This is a genomic window from Streptomyces sp. NPDC002790, assembly GCF_040295505.1.
Lineage (GTDB): Bacteria > Actinomycetota > Actinomycetes > Streptomycetales > Streptomycetaceae > Streptomyces.
Window position 1 is genome coordinate 1 of record NZ_JBEOVM010000139.1, and the last position, 14,650, is coordinate 14,650.

General features: G+C 69.3%; 21 protein-coding genes and 1 pseudogene. 15 read left to right on the plus strand and 7 right to left on the minus strand.

Annotated features, from left to right (window positions below; translation table 11 throughout):
• The 9 genes and pseudogenes from ABT004_RS32820 to ABT004_RS32860 all read left to right on the plus strand — a co-directional run.
• Positions 1-239, plus strand: a pseudogene (locus ABT004_RS32820) (winged helix-turn-helix transcriptional regulator); the annotation flags it as partial.
• On the plus strand, positions 236-751 hold the full coding sequence (locus ABT004_RS32825) for a hypothetical protein (protein ID WP_351344190.1): 516 nt from the start codon (positions 236-238) through the stop codon (positions 749-751). The pseudogene ABT004_RS32820 and the gene ABT004_RS32825, both read left to right, overlap by 4 nt.
• Entirely contained in the window at positions 748-1,989 is a 1,242-nt protein-coding gene (locus ABT004_RS32830; RefSeq protein ID WP_351344193.1) for an MFS transporter, read from the plus strand. Before ABT004_RS32825 ends, ABT004_RS32830 begins: the two co-directional genes overlap by 4 nt.
• A 41-nt stretch (positions 1,990-2,030) precedes the next feature.
• Positions 2,031-2,369 carry a hypothetical protein gene (locus tag ABT004_RS32835; RefSeq protein ID WP_351344196.1) on the plus strand — a complete coding sequence of 113 codons (339 nt, stop codon included), beginning with the start codon at positions 2,031-2,033 and terminating at the stop codon, positions 2,367-2,369.
• A gap of 91 nt (positions 2,370-2,460) precedes the next feature.
• A complete protein-coding gene (locus tag ABT004_RS32840) occupies positions 2,461-3,654 on the plus strand; it encodes an ATP-grasp domain-containing protein (RefSeq protein ID WP_351344244.1) in 1,194 nt (397 codons plus the stop codon).
• Positions 3,655-3,699: 45 nt separating this feature from the next.
• Positions 3,700-4,572, plus strand: coding sequence for an SPDY domain-containing protein (locus tag ABT004_RS32845; RefSeq protein ID WP_351344199.1), 873 nt, complete (start codon positions 3,700-3,702; stop codon positions 4,570-4,572).
• Positions 4,573-4,605: 33 nt separating this feature from the next.
• On the plus strand, positions 4,606-5,082 hold the full coding sequence (locus ABT004_RS32850) for a hypothetical protein (protein WP_351344202.1): 477 nt from the start codon (positions 4,606-4,608) through the stop codon (positions 5,080-5,082).
• Between the two features lie 27 nt (positions 5,083-5,109).
• Complete coding sequence (locus ABT004_RS32855) at positions 5,110-5,619, plus strand: hypothetical protein (protein ID WP_351344205.1); 510 nt, start codon at positions 5,110-5,112, stop codon at positions 5,617-5,619.
• Between the two features lie 59 nt (positions 5,620-5,678).
• Entirely contained in the window at positions 5,679-6,701 is a 1,023-nt protein-coding gene (locus ABT004_RS32860; RefSeq protein WP_351344208.1) for a SpaA isopeptide-forming pilin-related protein, read from the plus strand.
• 107 nt (positions 6,702-6,808) lie between these two features.
• Here the strand turns inward: ABT004_RS32860 and ABT004_RS32865 are convergent, their stop codons facing one another.
• From ABT004_RS32865 to ABT004_RS36450, 3 genes are all read right to left on the minus strand, one after another.
• Entirely contained in the window at positions 6,809-6,955 is a 147-nt protein-coding gene (locus ABT004_RS32865; protein WP_351344211.1) for a hypothetical protein, read from the minus strand.
• Positions 6,956-7,183: 228 nt separating this feature from the next.
• On the minus strand, positions 7,184-7,678 hold the full coding sequence (locus ABT004_RS32870) for a hypothetical protein (RefSeq protein WP_351344214.1): 495 nt from the start codon (positions 7,676-7,678) through the stop codon (positions 7,184-7,186).
• A 112-nt stretch (positions 7,679-7,790) separates the two neighbouring features.
• Positions 7,791-8,027: a DUF8825 domain-containing protein gene (locus tag ABT004_RS36450; RefSeq protein WP_502966979.1), complete on the minus strand. Its 237-nt coding sequence runs from the start codon at positions 8,025-8,027 to the stop codon at positions 7,791-7,793.
• Between the two features lie 133 nt (positions 8,028-8,160).
• On the opposite strand from ABT004_RS36450, the gene ABT004_RS32875 reads away from it, so the two are divergent.
• Together ABT004_RS32875 and ABT004_RS32880 are read left to right on the plus strand one after the other, a co-directional pair.
• A complete protein-coding gene (locus tag ABT004_RS32875; RefSeq protein WP_351344217.1) occupies positions 8,161-8,586 on the plus strand; it encodes a hypothetical protein in 426 nt (141 codons plus the stop codon).
• A 9-nt stretch (positions 8,587-8,595) separates the two neighbouring features.
• A complete protein-coding gene (locus ABT004_RS32880; RefSeq protein ID WP_351344220.1) occupies positions 8,596-9,327 on the plus strand; it encodes a hypothetical protein in 732 nt (243 codons plus the stop codon).
• On the opposite strand, the gene ABT004_RS32885 is transcribed toward ABT004_RS32880, so the two are convergent.
• The 3 genes from ABT004_RS32885 to ABT004_RS32895 all read right to left on the minus strand — a co-directional run bounded on the left by ABT004_RS32885 (position 9,322) and on the right by ABT004_RS32895 (position 10,484).
• Entirely contained in the window at positions 9,322-9,660 is a 339-nt protein-coding gene (locus ABT004_RS32885) for a hypothetical protein (RefSeq protein WP_351344223.1), read from the minus strand. The genes ABT004_RS32880 and ABT004_RS32885 overlap by 6 nt on opposite strands.
• A gap of 288 nt (positions 9,661-9,948) precedes the next feature.
• Positions 9,949-10,248, minus strand: coding sequence for a hypothetical protein (locus tag ABT004_RS32890; RefSeq protein WP_351344226.1), 300 nt, complete (start codon positions 10,246-10,248; stop codon positions 9,949-9,951).
• Positions 10,248-10,484: a hypothetical protein gene (locus ABT004_RS32895; protein ID WP_351344229.1), complete on the minus strand. Its 237-nt coding sequence runs from the start codon at positions 10,482-10,484 to the stop codon at positions 10,248-10,250. The genes ABT004_RS32890 and ABT004_RS32895 overlap by 1 nt, the downstream gene beginning before the upstream one ends.
• A 309-nt stretch (positions 10,485-10,793) precedes the next feature.
• On the opposite strand from ABT004_RS32895, the gene ABT004_RS32900 reads away from it, so the two are divergent.
• A complete protein-coding gene (locus tag ABT004_RS32900; protein ID WP_351344232.1) occupies positions 10,794-11,465 on the plus strand; it encodes a helix-turn-helix domain-containing protein in 672 nt (223 codons plus the stop codon).
• A 384-nt stretch (positions 11,466-11,849) separates the two neighbouring features.
• On the opposite strand, the gene ABT004_RS32905 is transcribed toward ABT004_RS32900, so the two are convergent.
• Positions 11,850-13,028 (minus strand): hypothetical protein, encoded by a 1,179-nt coding sequence (locus ABT004_RS32905; RefSeq protein WP_351344235.1) that lies wholly within the window; start codon positions 13,026-13,028, stop codon positions 11,850-11,852.
• A gap of 270 nt (positions 13,029-13,298) precedes the next feature.
• Between ABT004_RS32905 and ABT004_RS32910 the strand changes: the two genes are divergently transcribed.
• From ABT004_RS32910 to ABT004_RS32920, 3 genes are all read left to right on the plus strand, one after another.
• Complete coding sequence (locus ABT004_RS32910) at positions 13,299-13,670, plus strand: SPDY domain-containing protein (protein WP_351344238.1); 372 nt, start codon at positions 13,299-13,301, stop codon at positions 13,668-13,670.
• Between the two features lie 107 nt (positions 13,671-13,777).
• The gene (locus ABT004_RS32915) at positions 13,778-14,059 is read left to right on the plus strand and encodes a hypothetical protein (RefSeq protein WP_351344247.1); all 282 of its coding nucleotides are present in this window, start codon (positions 13,778-13,780) and stop codon (positions 14,057-14,059) included.
• Positions 14,060-14,125: 66 nt separating this feature from the next.
• Positions 14,126-14,650 (plus strand): SPDY domain-containing protein (locus ABT004_RS32920; RefSeq protein ID WP_351344241.1); only part of this gene is annotated, 525 nt, incomplete at its 3' end.

Here is a 14,650-nt window from a genome sequence, read left to right on the forward strand (position 1 = left end):
CCCCCGAGTCCGACGTCCGTCGGACGCGGGGGCAGGGCGGCGCCCCGTCGCAGAACCGCTCCGGCCCGTGGGCGACCACCCCGACCCGCCTTCCCGTACCGGCGGTTCCGGCCGCGCCAGCAGTCCGTCCCTCGCTGAGCACGACGCCCCCGGATGGCCCGGCGTGGCAGCCCGGCGACCTCTTCTCCCACCAGATACCCGCCCGCCCGATCTCCCCGGCAGGAGGACCGCGTCGATGACTCGCTCCCTGCCCAACAACCTCCTGCACGAACGCCGCGCGATCCGGACCCTGACCCTTCCGGGCCTGATACGCCTGGTCACTGAGATCGACGACAACGGCCCCATCAGCCACCGACGCGGCAGCCTTCAGGGCGCCTTCGGCGACCTCACCCCCGGGCAACTGCGCCACGCCATCGATGTCGCCCGCGACCTCGGCCTGGTCCACGCCGACGAGCAGGCCCCCGACCGCTACCGGCTCACCGCGAGCGGCGAGGCCCTCGCCGAGGTGTACGACAGCGCGGCCCGCTGGGCGCGCGCCCGCCAATTCCCCGACGCCAGCACTGATTTCGTCACCCGCGTCCAGCACACCCTCCAGTTGCACAGCGGCGGCCCGCACGCGTTCGGCTTGAGTCTGGAGCCGTCGGCGCCGCATCAGGTGGTGGCCGAGTTCCTGCAGGCGTATCCCCGCGTCCTCAGCCACACCGACGCCCGCTCCGCGCAGGAGCGGGCGGAAGCGGGGCGCGCTGCGTGAGATCCCGTGTCGGACCTCGGCATGCCCGCCGCCCGGTCCCCACAGTGCTGCGCGGCATCTACCTGCCGCGCAGCACGGACGCCGCCGCGTTCGCCATGGCCACCTACGGCATCCCGCTGCTGGTCCTGGCTACCACCAACTCCGCAGCCCTGACCGGTCTCGCCTTCGCGCTGGAATGGATCCCGAGGCTGGGCGCGTTCGCTTTCGCCGGGGCCCTGGTCGACCGTCATGGCACCACCGCAGCGCTCCGCTACGCCTCGGTTGCCCGCGCCCTGGTCGTCCTGGCCGCCGCGTACCTCCTGCCGCAGCAGGAAGCGGGGCTCGGGGCGACGGTCACCGTCATGGCGCTCGCCGCATTCACCGGGATCCTCACCGAGTGCTCCTACATCGCGGTCGAGACCGCCGGAGGGGTGGCCAGCCGTGAGGCCGGAGCCCGCGCGCACCGGGTGCAGTCGGTGCTGCTCGGCATCGACCAGGTCGCCACCCTCTCCGGCCCTGCCCTGGCCGGCCTCCTGCTCCAGTGGACCGGCGCCACCGGCATGCTGATGGTGCTCGCCGCCTTCTCGCTGCTCACCAGCGTCCTCGCCCCGCGCCAGTACCTCCGCCCCGCGCCCGCCGCAGCGCAGCCCGTCGGCAAGGGACTGCGCACCGGATGGTCGACTCTGCGCGCGCTGCCGGCGCTCGGCTGGCTGGTGGCCGGACTGACCGTGTCCAACCTGGCCGTGGGCCTGCTGCAGGCCGCCGCCCCGGTGATCATCGTCAAGCAGCTCAGCCACACCACGGCAGACGTCGGGTTCATCTGGTCGGTTGCCGCCGCCGCCTCGCTCGGCGCGGTACTCCTGTGCCGCCGGGCGATCGACCGCTTCGGCCTGTGGCCGGTCGGCGTCGCCTCCGCCACGATCGCCGCCACCGCGTGCCTGGCCGTCTCCTTCGCCGACACGTACCACGCCTATCTCGCCCTGATCGCCGTCCTCATGGCCGGCGAGGGCGGCATGACCGTCGTGCTACGCACCCTGCGCTCCCGCCTCATCCCCGCGGACGTGTTCGGCGCCACCCTCTCCCTGACGATCTTGCTGCTTCTGCTCCCCTTCCCGCTGGCCGGCGTCCTCGTCGCCCTCGTACCGCCCGCCCAACTCGGCCACGTCATCACCCTGTGCGCCGTGCTCCAGGCCGCGGGCCTGTTCACCGCCTTCGCCCGGCTGCGCGCCACGCCAGCCCTGCGCACTTCCTTCGCCTGACCGCCTAGGTCGCCTTCCTGCCCACCTCACGGAGACCCGCCATGCCCACGTCCCACGCCCCGGTCGAGCAGTCGGTCCTGCCGATATCCCGACCGTCGTTTCGCGCAGGATCGCGGCCCACCCTGACCGACCGGTTCCTGGCCTTCGACGCCGAGCACCCGTACGTCTACCGCGCGCTGGAGCGCCTGACCGCCGAGCGGCTCGCCACGGGCGCCACACGGGTCGGGCTCAAGGCGCTGTTCGAGGACCTGCGCTGGCAGCTGCCCGCGGGCGTGCGCGGCCTGAACAACAACTTCACGTCCTTGTACGCCCGCAAGTTGATCGAGGACCACCCGCACTGGGCGTCAGCCTTCGAGCTGCGCCGACGCCGCACCCCCTGACTCGGATACCTGCCTCAACCACCATTGCCTGCCACTGTTTGGAGCCTTGTTGTCCTCTCGCCCTGTCGTCCTGGTTGTCGCAGCCGCCGACATGGAGGCGCACGCGTACCGCGGGACCTGCCTTGCGAACGTCGCCGCCGTTTACGACGTCGTCCTGATCTCCGGCGCCGAGCCGACCTGGGAGAAGGAGTTCCTCCTCGACTACGCCGTCGCCGACCCCACCGACCAGGCGGCGCTGGCCGCGGCCGGACGCGCGCTCGCCGAACGCTACGAGCTGGCCGGCGTGCTGACGTGGACCGAGTGGTACCTCGTCCCCGTCGCCCGTCTCGCCCGTCAGCTCGGCCTGCCCACCACAGCCCCGGAAGCGCTCCAGGGCTGCCGCAACAAGCACACCTCCCGGACTCTGTTCGCCCGCCACGGGGTGCCCTCCGCCATCTCCGTCGGTGTGCGCGCCGAGCGGGAGGCGGCCGATGCCGCCGCACTGATCGGCTATCCCGTGGTTCTCAAGCCCGCAGCCCACGCCGCGAGCATGGGCGTCATCCGCGTCGACACCGCCAACGAGCTGCCAGCCGCGTACGCCTTCGCCGCGCAGACCGCCGGCCACGGCGTGGAGAGCACCCAGGTCCTGGTCGAGGAGTACCTCGACGGGGCGGAGGTGAGCGTCGAGTGCGTCACCTACCAGGGGCAGACCACCGTGGTCGCCGTCACCCGCAAGACGGTCGGCCTGGCCCCGTTCTTCGAGGAGCTGGCGCACGTGGTCGACGCGAACGACCCGCTGCTCGCCGACGTGGCCCCGGTCGCCGTCGCGGCCCTCGACGCCGTCGGCGTCACCGACGGCGTCAGCCACGTCGAGATCCGCATCGTCGACGGCCGCCCACACCTGATCGAGGTCAACGCGCGCATCGCCGGCGACATGATCGGCCACCTCGTCCACCTGGCCACCGGCGTCGACCTGGCCCACACCGCCGCCGACATCGCCTGCGGAACGCTGCCCGACCTCACCCCAACACGCAGTCAAGCAGCGGCAATCCGGCTGATCTACCCCGCCTACTCCGGCACCCTCACCGAGCGCTGCCTGGACGCCGAGTTCACCGACAGTACCGACTGGCTCGAGCGCGTCCACTTCCACCGCGACGCCGGCGACAAGCTCGTGCTGCCGCCCAACAGCGACATGTTCAGCGCCCGCATCGGCTACCTGATCACTACCGGACCCAGCGCAGAAGTCGCCAAGAACCGCTCCACTCAGGCGTACCGCCACCTGTCCGTCCAGGTCACCCCCGTCTAGACCGCCTGCCGCGCTCACGCGCCCGACCCTTATCCGGATGTCCCATTGACCGATCCCGACGCCGACATAGACGGCGACGTCTACGTCTTCCCCCGCTACCTCGCCGGCAGCACCTACACCGGCGATCCCGCGCTTGAGCCCCTGCTGGCGCTCGGCTGGGAGCTGACCTACGACGATCTCGCCAACGTCTACGTCACCGCACCCGACCGCAAGATCCGCCTCGGTTACCTGCCCGAAGGCGACGACGACGGACTGTGGCGCATCAACGCGTACGAGGACCGCTTCGGCCCACCCACATGGGGCGTCACTTTCAATGACCAGTGCCCCACCGAGTTCGTCACCGCGTTCACCACGGCCCTGGCGGCGGCCTACCAGGCCGGGCCCGAGCACTACCTCGCCCCGCCCGACCCCGCCGACCTCGATGCCTTCCACGCCGCCGTCCCGCTCATCAACCGCGGCTGGAAGATCCAGCACCCCCGGTGGGGCGTCCTGGAACTGCAGACCCCCGACGGCATGGCCGGCATCGAGTACGCCCAGGGCCGACTCGACGCCGAGAAGGAACTCACCACGCTCCAAGCCCGCTGGTATCTGCGGGGCGGCCCCAAGAGCGGATATGCCCGGTGGTACGCCACCGCCTCCACGAACACCCCGACACCACTGGTGACCGCCATCACCGCGAGCGTGTCCGACCCCGCGCCCCTGCCTCGCTGGAAGGACCAGATGCTGCGCGGCCTACGTGAGAACGCCCAGCTCGTCTCCGTCACCCCGCCGCCGCCCCCGGTTCCCACGCCACTCGACGTCCGGCGCACCGCCCCGCGCAGGGCTCCCGCGCTGACCACGCGCAGCGTCCCGCGCTGGAGCACCACGACCACCCCGTCGGCAGCCCTGCCCGCCCGGCGCTCCGGCCCCCACCGCTGAACGCCCAGATCCCCACCGTCCGAGAGAGGCCATGTGGCCCTGCACGCAGTGCAGTTCTTCGATGACGTCCTTGAACTGTCCTTCTACCAGTACGCCATCGTCGGCGACGCCCTGTACGCAGCCCCGCAGCCGAACTCGCCGCTGCGGCTGCGGATCGACTTTGCCCCGACCATCCGCCACGGCGAGTACGACGGACTGCGCCTGCGCGTAATCCACCCCGAGCAGGGCGTCCTCGACACCGCGATCCTCCGCTTCGCCGACCACGGCACCTTCGAGCGCCGAGATGCTGCCCGCGGCCTGGCGCCCGGCCGCGACGGCTACGCCGTCATCCGTGACTGGCACGCCCACAGCAGCCAGCCACCGTGGCACGGTGCGGACGGCACGGGCCTGCGCACGGCGATCGAGCAGTACGCCCAGTTCTGGTTTCCGCCACCCGCCACGCCCCGACCCTCGGCTCAACCCGTCGCGCAGCCCACGCCCACGCCCGGACCGGCGCCCCGTACTCGCTGAACCGGCCACCTCACTCCGGAGTCCTCGATGCCCTCGCCACGCTGGTTCCCCTCGCACCGCCGGCCACCACTGCCGACTGCCGCACTCAGCCCGCCTCCGCCGTCCGGCCCGAACGGCTTCTGGCTCACCGACCCGGACTTCCGTGACCGGCTGCACACTGCGACGCTGGTTCTCCTCGACATCGTCGAGGACTGCCTGAACGATGACGTCCCGCTCACCGAGATCCTCGACGGTTCCCGCGATCACGCCGAGCACATGCTCGGCGTTCCCCGCACCTACGGCATCCTCGTCGAAGCCGAAGCCGAAGCCGAAGCCGAGGCCGCGGCCCAGATCGTCCAGGCCGCCGGCCTGGACGCTGGATCGCCCTTCGGTCTGGCCACCGGCCAGGGCCTGGCCGGCATCGCGCAACTGGACGTCGAGCAGCAACAGCAACTCGTCCGTGCTGCCGCCCGCCGCTACGCGATCACCGCATCCCCCCGTTCGGCCAGCGGACCGCCCGCTCCGCCCCCGCGCCCGGCACCGGGCCGTTCCCGCTGACCCATGATCCGCTTGCCCGCCTTGCCTATTCCCGCCTGTATCCCTTGGAGAGTTCCTTCTTGCGCATCCGTTCCGCTCGCATCGTCCCGGTTGCTGTGGCCGTCGCCGCCACGGTGACCGGCTCCCTGTCCTGGGCGCCGACCGCCTCGGCCCAGAGCACCGATCCCACCCCTTCCGCATCCGCGTCCTCGACTCCGCGCAACGCGGCCGAGCCGGAGACCGGCGGCGTGGCCATCTTGAAGAAGGACCCCGGCGGTGACGTGCTCGCCGGTGCGTCCTTCGCCCTCTTCGACCCCGCGGGCAAGGAAACCGCCAGCGGCAAGACCGACGCCCAGGGCAAGCTCGCCTTCCAGGACCTCGCACCGGGCGTCTACCGCCTCAAGGAGGTCTCCAGTGGCAGCAAGCTGCACGACACGGTCGACGACCAGGACGTCATCGTCACCCCCGGCACGGACACACCGCTCACGATCGTCGACCCGTTCAAGGCCGCCTCGGTCCTGCTGAAGGCCAAGGACGACAAGACCGGCAAGCTGCTGGCCGGGTCCACGGTCAACATCGGCAGCGGCGACAAGACCCTCCTCACGCTGACCACAGGCTCCGACGGCACGGCCACCGGCAAGCTGCCCATCAACTCCCGTACCGGCACAGACTTCTGGGTCAAGCAGATCAAGGCACCCGTCGGCTACGACCTCTACAAGCCCTCGAAGGACTTCAAGGCCAAGCCGGGCGACCCGGTGACGGTCACCACGACCAACGCCAAGACAGCGACCACCCCGCCGCCGACAGAGAAGCCGACGGAGAAGCCAACCGACAAGCCCACTGAGAAACCGAGCGACAAGCCCTTGCCGGGCAAGCCAGGCAAGGGCGAGGACACCCCAGCCCCATCCGACTCGGCCACCCCGGCCTCTGACGAGACCGCGTCGAGCACCGCAGCGCCCGCCCCCGAGGGTTCGCTCGCGCACACCGGCGCCGACGCCACCCCGTGGCTGACCGGCGGCGCCGGTCTCCTGATCGCCGTCGGCGGAGGCGCCCTCGTAGTAGCCCGCCGCCGTCGCACGGACGACTCCACCGACGAAAGCTAACCCCTGCCACAGCAATACCGAAGGCCCCCGGAATCGCCAGATTCCGGGGGCCTTCGCGTGGGCGGACGGGCGGTCGGCGCCTGGCCAGCGCCCCCTCCGCCGTGCTGCTACCGGACCCGGAAGATGACCGCCAGGAGCCGTTCGGCGCGCGCCCGCACCTGCGGTTCGGGATGGGCCAGCGCCACGGTGAACAGCACCGTCAGCAACGCCAGAAAGGGACTGGAAAGGGCCGTGATCTGCACATCCATCGTCATGCGCAGGACGGTATCCCAAGTAGCCCTGACCTGCGCTTTCACTAATGTACCCACCCAAGGTGGTGTGAGTTAACTTAAAAGGGTCAATCCAGCAGGCGTGCTGGTCAGGCGTGTTGGGGTCTACCTCGCACCACGACTTGGTGTAGCGCATCGTAACTGGACTGTTATCGGACTTACTTGAGGGGCGTCAGCCGGTCACGCGTCGCCCTTTCGTGGATTCGGGGTGCATCAGCAGGCAACTCCGGCCCCCTTCCATGCCGCCAGGACTTCATCGAGCGCCGCCCGCTTTTCCGGGCTGGTTCCTAGGCCGAGCGCGAGATGGGATACGAACTGGTGGGCGGCGGGCAGGTCGAGACTGAACACAGCGAGGACTCTCTCCAGGGCTTCGATGAGACCTTCCAGATCAGTGTCATGGACGGCGTCGAGATAGTCCGGCAGTACGCGGACCAGGTATGCCCGGTCGTCGTCCCCGGCGGCGGCGTCGATGAGTGCGGTGTGGCAGGTCCACGCCGCTTCCAGGGCGTACGCGGGAAGGATCAGTACCCGTACGTTCTCGGGGCGGTGGTCAGTGGTGACGCAGTCGCGGACGTGATCGGCGGCGATCTGCCAGGGTAGGGCGGGTACCAGGCTCAGGGCGTCGCTGACCATCCGGGCGTCGCTGTTCCACGCGAAGCTGCTGGGGAGCAGGACGGTTCGGTCGGCCGCAGCGCCAGTTCTCTTCATGCGAGAGATCTGCCACCGTCCCGCGGTGGTCATTCTTCGTTGTCGCAAACCGACGTTCGTTGGTCACCTGTTGGCTTGGACTGTCACCGAAAACGCCCCGGTTCGCGGCGGCTCAAGGCTGCTCTCCTGCGGCCTTGGCGCGAGCAATCTCCTTGAGCGCGACGCGGGCTGCAGGTGTGCCTGCCGGGCTTTGCCAGAAGGTGTGACCGGCGATCCGCTGTGAAAGCTGCAGTAGGAGGCGACGCTGCTCGGCCGCCCCGGCGTTGTCTCCATTCGCCAGCCGCCCGTACGTGACGTACCAGGCGGTCTGTGATTCGAGGAGGTCTCGTGGGAAGGAGTGCCGAGTCATGTGACTATTAGAAACCCTGTTCGATTTTGGGGCCAAGTTCTCGGGTGGCGGGTTCGGCGCGGGCCGGCCGGTCGGGAGCGCTCGGCCCCGACTTACTGTGGACGGGCATCAATCTCTCCAGGGAGTACAACGAGTGACAGCGTCGATGGAGCGGCTCTGCGACTGGGTCGACAACAAGGACAAGGTCTGGGTCCACGGAGACCGGATCACAGACGGCCACGTCGCTCTGGACATGCGCCTCACCCCGGGGCTCAACCCTGGCGAGGTCGCCTGGGACGGGCAGTGGGTCCTCCGCAAGGCGCAGCCCTCACGCTGGGTGGCTGAACAGCACCCCGATCTCTCCGATGTCATCCCCGGGTCGGCCGACGGCTCGGACTGGAGCGAAGTGTCCTGGTCGAGCTGGGTGATCCGCGGCCTGCGGATCGTGACTAAGGAGCTTGAGCCGTCGCTGCTGACGGGCGGCGCCACGCACCGAACGGTGGTCGGTGTCGTCATGGCCGCCTCGGTCGGGGGTTCGGATGCGGTCCTGGAGGCCATCGTGCAGGACCTCACCGTCTAGGTTGACCAGGTGAGTATGCCGCCCCCGCTTCCAGGTGATCCCTCCGACCTGCATCTGTGCATCTCCTATGACGACGACCTCTGGGACACCCCGCAGGCGGACACGCTGGAGCGATGGAACGTCGCAGTCCTCCACCGTCGGAGCGTGCACGACGACGTCCAGGAGCCGGCGGCCACGAGCAGCTGCGCCACCGCGGAGTGTTCCTCGTGCAGGGGCGAGGACACCATCGTGGGTTCGATGACGTTCTACCGGGTGCACCTCGATCGCGGCCGGAACGCCTACTGGGCCATGGAGGAGGAGTCGGAAGAGCTGTACGAGACCGCTCAGGTCCTCCTGGATCCCGAGACGGGCTCGTTCACCAGCGAGGTCAGCGAGCTGCTGGAGTACGTCGGTTCCGGGCTGCTCGTCATGGACCGGGTGACGCTGGAACCTGCGTGGCGTGGGCACGGTCTGGCGGCCGTACTCGGCTGCGAGGTGATCCATCGGCTCATGCTCGGCTGCCGGGCCGTTGCCTGCTCGCCCGGCGTCACCGACCTCAGCAGTCAGGGGCTGACGGATCGGTCCGAGTGGGAACGTGTGACCGCCAAGATCGCCCGGGGGTGGGAGAGCCTCGGGTTCCGCCTCTACCGGGACAACGTCTATCTGCTCTCGCCGGCCTCGCATGATCTGGAGGAGCAGCACGGGGCGCTTCGGGGGCGGCTCGCGGAACTCGGTGCCTCCTGGCGGACCCGGACGTCATGAGGGACGGCGCCGCTGTGAGGCCCTCCACGGAAAGCTCCAGTAACGGCGGCGGGCCGGGGGCGCGCCCGGGTCTGGCGGCTCCTTCGGCGGCGGGGCGATCCTGTCGGGTTCCAGTCCGATCTTGTCCGGGTGGACACAGATCGGCACGGCGCCGTTGCGGGTGTAGCGGTGCTCGTTCTCCGGATGAAACGGGGTCTCCCAGGACGGCCTGTTGTAGACCAGGAACTGCTCGCGCGGGTACCGGGTGGCCGGGCAGATCCCGCAGACCGGCCGCTCCGGATCCTCGACGTCCTCATCGATGTACGGCGGTCCGGCGGGCTCCGGGATCTCCATAGCTGCCAGAGGGTAGCGGGCCTGGCTCGGCACAGAGGCCCGAGCCGCAGCCAGCGGGCGCGCAGGAGGGCAGTTCTGTGTCCTTTGACAGCGAAGTTAGTCGCTGGCTTTGTCCTGGCCTGCGGCGACTAGGTTGGTTGTCGAAGGTTGGCCTGGGGCTGTCAGATAGACCATTCGGTGGGTGCGACCGCTGGGCCTCAGCGGCCGACCGCAATGGAGGAGCCCGAGGTCGTCGCGACCGGCGGGCCCTTCCTCGGTGCTGTGGCGCCTGGTGGTGCCGGTGGCCGCTCACCGGCGGTTCCGGCTGGTCCTCCGGCGGCGTTCCAGGAACTGGATGAGGGCCAGCCAGAGGTCGCGCTTGTGCTCGGAGTCCTGGGGGACGACGGCCTGGACGAAGAGGATCGTGCTGGGCGTCACGATCGCGAGCCCCACGGCGATGGCGACCACCCACCAGGGGGCGCCCACAAGCGTGAGCGCGCTGATCGCGGCGCCTCCACCGAGCACGGTGGCGCCCGTCACCCGCGTCGCGCCCGGCCGAGGAGCTGGCGGTACGGGGGACGGCTCCGGCTGCTGCGTCGGGGTGCTCATCAGGCGGCCGTCTTCCTGGCCTTGGCCTGCGCGCGGGTGCGGGCCCACGCAGCTTCGCCCCCCGGCGGGACGTACAGCTCCTTAGCCATCTTCTGCCAGGCCGGGCCACGGAAGCCCGCGGCGACCACGTCGGCGACGCGATCCACGTCGTTCTGAACATCCTCGGGCAGGTCGCGCCCGTCGTCATCGGTACTGCCCCAGGCGGAGCCCAGGGCTCCCGTTTCGTTGAAGCGCATGATCTTCCTTGTCTCCGCGTGCACATGACCCGAGGGTCGAAGCTGGTTCTAACGTGTCTGTCGCCTCGTCTATGCAGAGCGGGAACGGATTTCCATAGAAGTGCCGCCCGCGTTATAGCCGGACATTCAATTGCCATCCGGCAGGGGCCAATTGCGGGGCGGCAATGTCGACGAAACCGTGTCCGGAAGGTGTCCGGACAGCACTCCGGCACGGTTGCGGCATTGTCCGGACGGATACCGGACACGGCCGGACAGCGATACCGGACACCTCTACGCTGGGCGGGCACAGACGCACTATCGGAGGTTGCTGTGACGGCAGTTGAGGGCTTCGCCCACCATCTCCGCCAGTTGCACGCCGCGGCGGGCGTGCCCTCCACACGGCACATGGCGGTACGGACCGGGTACGGCAAGAGCACGATCAGCGAAGCCTTCGCGGGGCGTCGCCTGCCCACCTGGCCGGTCGTGGAAAAGCTCGCCGCCGCACTCGGCGCAGACGCAGACGATCTGCGTGATCGGTGGGTTGCGGCCCGGGGACGACCGGTCACGGTGCAGCCGGTACCCGACTGGCTCACCTCCGTGCGCACCAGTGCTGACATCCCCGAGATCGTCACCGGCCTGAGCCTTGAGGACGCGGTCGCGGTCGCGCCGAGCGACCCGAAGCGGGCCATCGCATCGAGCTGGGAGGTCTTGCGTGTGTGCGCCCTGCAACTGGCGCACTGCTACTACGGCGACATCCCGGGAAGCTGGTCATCGAACGTCGTGGAGACCTATCAGCGGGCCGAGCATGACGGACTGCTCCCCGCCGGAGTCGCAGCCGTCGCCCACACGGTCCACTACCGCCACGTCGAAGCCCAATTCCCCAGCAAGGAAATGCCTAGCACGGCCGAACTCATCCAGATCATCGTCCTCGCCTACCGGCTGGCATGGCAGGCACGCGACGTTGTCGAGATCTACGCGGAGGCCGGCAAGTTCCAGCCGTAGGGCTTCGCTTCCCCAACGGGCCACCGAAGCGTGTCCGTCACCGTCACGGCGGCGCGGCCTTCTTGCGAGCGGAGGCATGCCGGAATCGGCAGGGCTCGGTTCGATGGCCAAACGACTGAGTTCGATTGTAGGGTCCAGCGCCCCCTGGCCGAACTCACGCCCCTACCTGGTGGTTCTGGAGTCGCCTTGCACCGTGGCCATGCTGGTGAGTCTTACGATCGTGGCCATCTTTCCGCCCCGGGTGCAAGTCTGGCCCCGGCTGGGCGCCGAGGCCAGTGGGGATAGACGGGGTGGTTCAATTTGATCCAGGCGATACCCGGGCCCGGTTCGCCGTCCTGTACTGCGGCATTCGCGGGTGCCGCTGAGGCGAAGGTGATCATCCAGCTAGCGTCGATCCGCACCCCGCGTGATGTCGATTAGGTCGCCCAGGCTCGGAAGGCGCCCGCGGTAGACCATCGTGAGAACTAGCGTGATGAGCAGTGCGGCTATGGGGCCGAGGGCGCTGTCGGGTAGCCCAATCTGTGCCACGCCGACCAGCGCGACGGTGATCAGTGCGCCACCGAACATCAGCCTCAGCCAAGCCCAGTCACGCACGACCTGGACACCCGCGAGCTGCTCGTCGTCCAGCAGTTGAGAGACCTGGCCCTGTGCGTACCGTTCGGCGATCACCAGGAGCATCGTCGCCAGCTCCGGCAGAGCTTCCGAGGGGGCACTGTACTGCCGCCTCTCGGCCCCCCTCAGGGCGGCTATCACCTGTTCGGCGTGCTGTTTGAGTGCCTTCCGCTGGTGGTAGCGCACCCGGTTGAATGGGCTGACCGGATAGCGGGTGCGCCACGCCTGTTTGATGACGTTCTCAGCTCGCTTCACGGAGACTGGCCGGCGCTCCAGCACTCCCCTCGGCGCTTCGGACTGTCGCTGCAACTCGTGATGCGCACGGCCGCACTGGATCGCACATACAGCCAGTGCCACGACTGGCCAGTTCAGTGCGGCAGCCTCGGCGGCCTCGCGCCTACGCGTCTGCCTTGGTGAGTCGGTGAGCCGAGCCTCGCCTCCTGAACGCGCCAGGTGTGCGGGCCAGCACACCCAGAGGGCGACACCGAGCATCAAGCAGAAGAAGAGGAACCGAAGCGGCAAGAACCTGCTCGGGTGCCCCCAAACAGCAACAGCCATTTCTGGGAGGCTAGTTATCGTGTCCCACCCCTCTTGGGCTGCGGCAACCAAGGTCGTCCTGCTGGGTGGTATCGGGCCGAGGTCGACGAGGAGGAACACCAGAAGTACGGCCATGAGCTGCCAGAGCACGGTCGTGGGCATGGCTCGCGCCCAGCGCCGGACGGAGGCGGCGACAAGGCCGCGAGTCTCTGGCTCCCGGATTACGACGCCTTCCAGGGCCTCCTGCATCGCGGTGGCGACCCTGCGCTCGGTGTCGGTCGAGAAGGTATCCAGCTGGGCGCGTACGACCGGGCGAGCCCACCGTGTCCATGCACGCCGTGCACCCCAGACGGCTGCGATCAAGGCGATCAAGGCGACCGCCAGGAACGGGTTTTCGATCAATACGAGGATCACCCTCGGAGTGTGGCGCAAGGTACTGACATTGAGGCGTGACCGCCCGCATGCACGGTGTGGAGACAGGCGGTGTTAGGCGCGTGGCGGCCCGGCCGCTGTCTGTCCATAGTTCGTGAGATTCGGCCACGAAGGGTGGGATCCCACATCGATGCCAACGGACAAGTTCGCCGGTGGCAGACAAGGAAGATCGCCCAAAGGACTGGTGGACACTGCAACGGCATGTCAACCTAAACGACCTTCCGGAAAACCCCAGGTCAGAGAGGTGATGCTGTGGCATTGGATGCGGCGCGACCCGGATTCGCCACGACGGTCACGGCCCTGCGGCTCCGCTCTTGGACGCTCGGCGCTGGCCAGGCGATGGATGTGATCGACCTGTTCTCGCAGGCCGATTTCACCCACATCGTCGACGACCGTGCCGACGTGCACGTCAGCTCGCGCGACGGCCGGTTCTACCTCGGCTACTTCCCGAACGGCCGGCCCGGCGGCGCTGACGAGGACTGGGTGACGGGCGAGGGCTGGGTCATCGCCGTCACCGGTACCGCGAGCGTCCCCGGCTACCGCATCGCCTTCGGCACGGACACGCCGGCGGAGATCGTCGCCGAGGTGGTGGCCCGGATCCTGTCCACCTCCCGGCCCCTGTGACGGGCACGTCCGCCCTCCCTCTCAATGCGCCCCGCGTAACCTGCCCCTGCTCGCGCGGATTCGTCCGCTACCGCTAGGAGAACGCCTTGGCCCCGCACTCGCCCGAGATGACCGTCGGCGACATCATCGACGCACTGTCCGCCTTCGACCGTGACACACCCGCCCGTCTCGCCATCAACCCCTTCTTCCCCATGGCCCACCGTTTGGGCGGCGTGGAGAAGTCGGTGGACGAGCGTGGCCGGCCGGTGGTCTACATCGCCGAGTCGCCGGAGGCCGAGCAGTTCGGTCCTCTGCCGCCCGCCGTGGCCGTCGCCCTGGCCTGGCAGGGGCCGGTCGATGCACCCCCGCGCCGCCGGCGCGGCGCCACCCGGCCGAAAGACGGCCACTGACTCACCCTCGAACTGACGGAGGCGCCCCTGCACCCGCACCACCCCATCGATCCCACCCACCCCGCTGTGCCGGACCCGATGTACTGGGTCACCCCGCGCCACCTTGCTGGTGACGACGGCGTCCTCGCCGAGCGGATCGGTGGCACCCTGACCGATCTCGGCTGGCGTATGTGGCCGACCTCCCGCAACTCCTTGCTCTACGTGAGCCCCGACGGACTGCGGGGCGCCGAGTGGATCCTCGCCGCCTACCCGTTCGAGCTGGGCGGCCTCCCGGTGGCCTGGCAGATGTCGGCCCGCCCGCACACTGCGTCGGCGCTGACCGAGTGGAACGCGTACTTCACCGCCGGCGTGCCGCACGAGGCGCTCACCGATTTCCTGCTCGCGCTTGACGCCAGCGAGACTCCCGACGCCGGGCTCGAGAACGCCGAGTCGGTGCTCGCCGCGCTCAACGCCCGAGGCTGGCTGCGGGACATGGACCGCCCGCGCACCACTGCCACCGACCCGGGCTTCTCCACGAACGTCTCGCTGGAGATGCTGCCGCCGCTCATCCACGACGCCGACCCCCGCGACGACCTGCTGGGGTGGCAGGCG

Excerpts from the sequence above, each read along its gene's own strand:
- ABT004_RS32825 (WP_351344190.1), top strand. The coding sequence starts at position 236 with ATGACTCGCTCCCTGCCCAACAACCTCCTGCACGAACGCCGCGCGATC.
- ABT004_RS32835 (WP_351344196.1), top strand. The coding sequence starts at position 2,031 with ATGCCCACGTCCCACGCCCCGGTCGAGCAGTCGGTCCTGCCGATATCC.
- ABT004_RS32840 (WP_351344244.1), top strand. The coding sequence starts at position 2,461 with ATGGAGGCGCACGCGTACCGCGGGACCTGCCTTGCGAACGTCGCCGCC.
- ABT004_RS32855 (WP_351344205.1), top strand. The coding sequence starts at position 5,110 with ATGCCCTCGCCACGCTGGTTCCCCTCGCACCGCCGGCCACCACTGCCG.
- ABT004_RS32865 (WP_351344211.1), bottom strand. The coding sequence starts at position 6,955 with ATGACGATGGATGTGCAGATCACGGCCCTTTCCAGTCCCTTTCTGGCG.
- ABT004_RS32870 (WP_351344214.1), bottom strand. The coding sequence starts at position 7,678 with ATGAAGAGAACTGGCGCTGCGGCCGACCGAACCGTCCTGCTCCCCAGC.
- ABT004_RS36450 (WP_502966979.1), bottom strand. The coding sequence starts at position 8,027 with ATGACTCGGCACTCCTTCCCACGAGACCTCCTCGAATCACAGACCGCC.
- ABT004_RS32885 (WP_351344223.1), bottom strand. The coding sequence starts at position 9,660 with ATGGAGATCCCGGAGCCCGCCGGACCGCCGTACATCGATGAGGACGTC.
- ABT004_RS32890 (WP_351344226.1), bottom strand. The coding sequence starts at position 10,248 with ATGAGCACCCCGACGCAGCAGCCGGAGCCGTCCCCCGTACCGCCAGCT.
- ABT004_RS32895 (WP_351344229.1), bottom strand. The coding sequence starts at position 10,484 with ATGCGCTTCAACGAAACGGGAGCCCTGGGCTCCGCCTGGGGCAGTACC.
- ABT004_RS32915 (WP_351344247.1), top strand. The coding sequence starts at position 13,778 with ATGACCGTCGGCGACATCATCGACGCACTGTCCGCCTTCGACCGTGAC.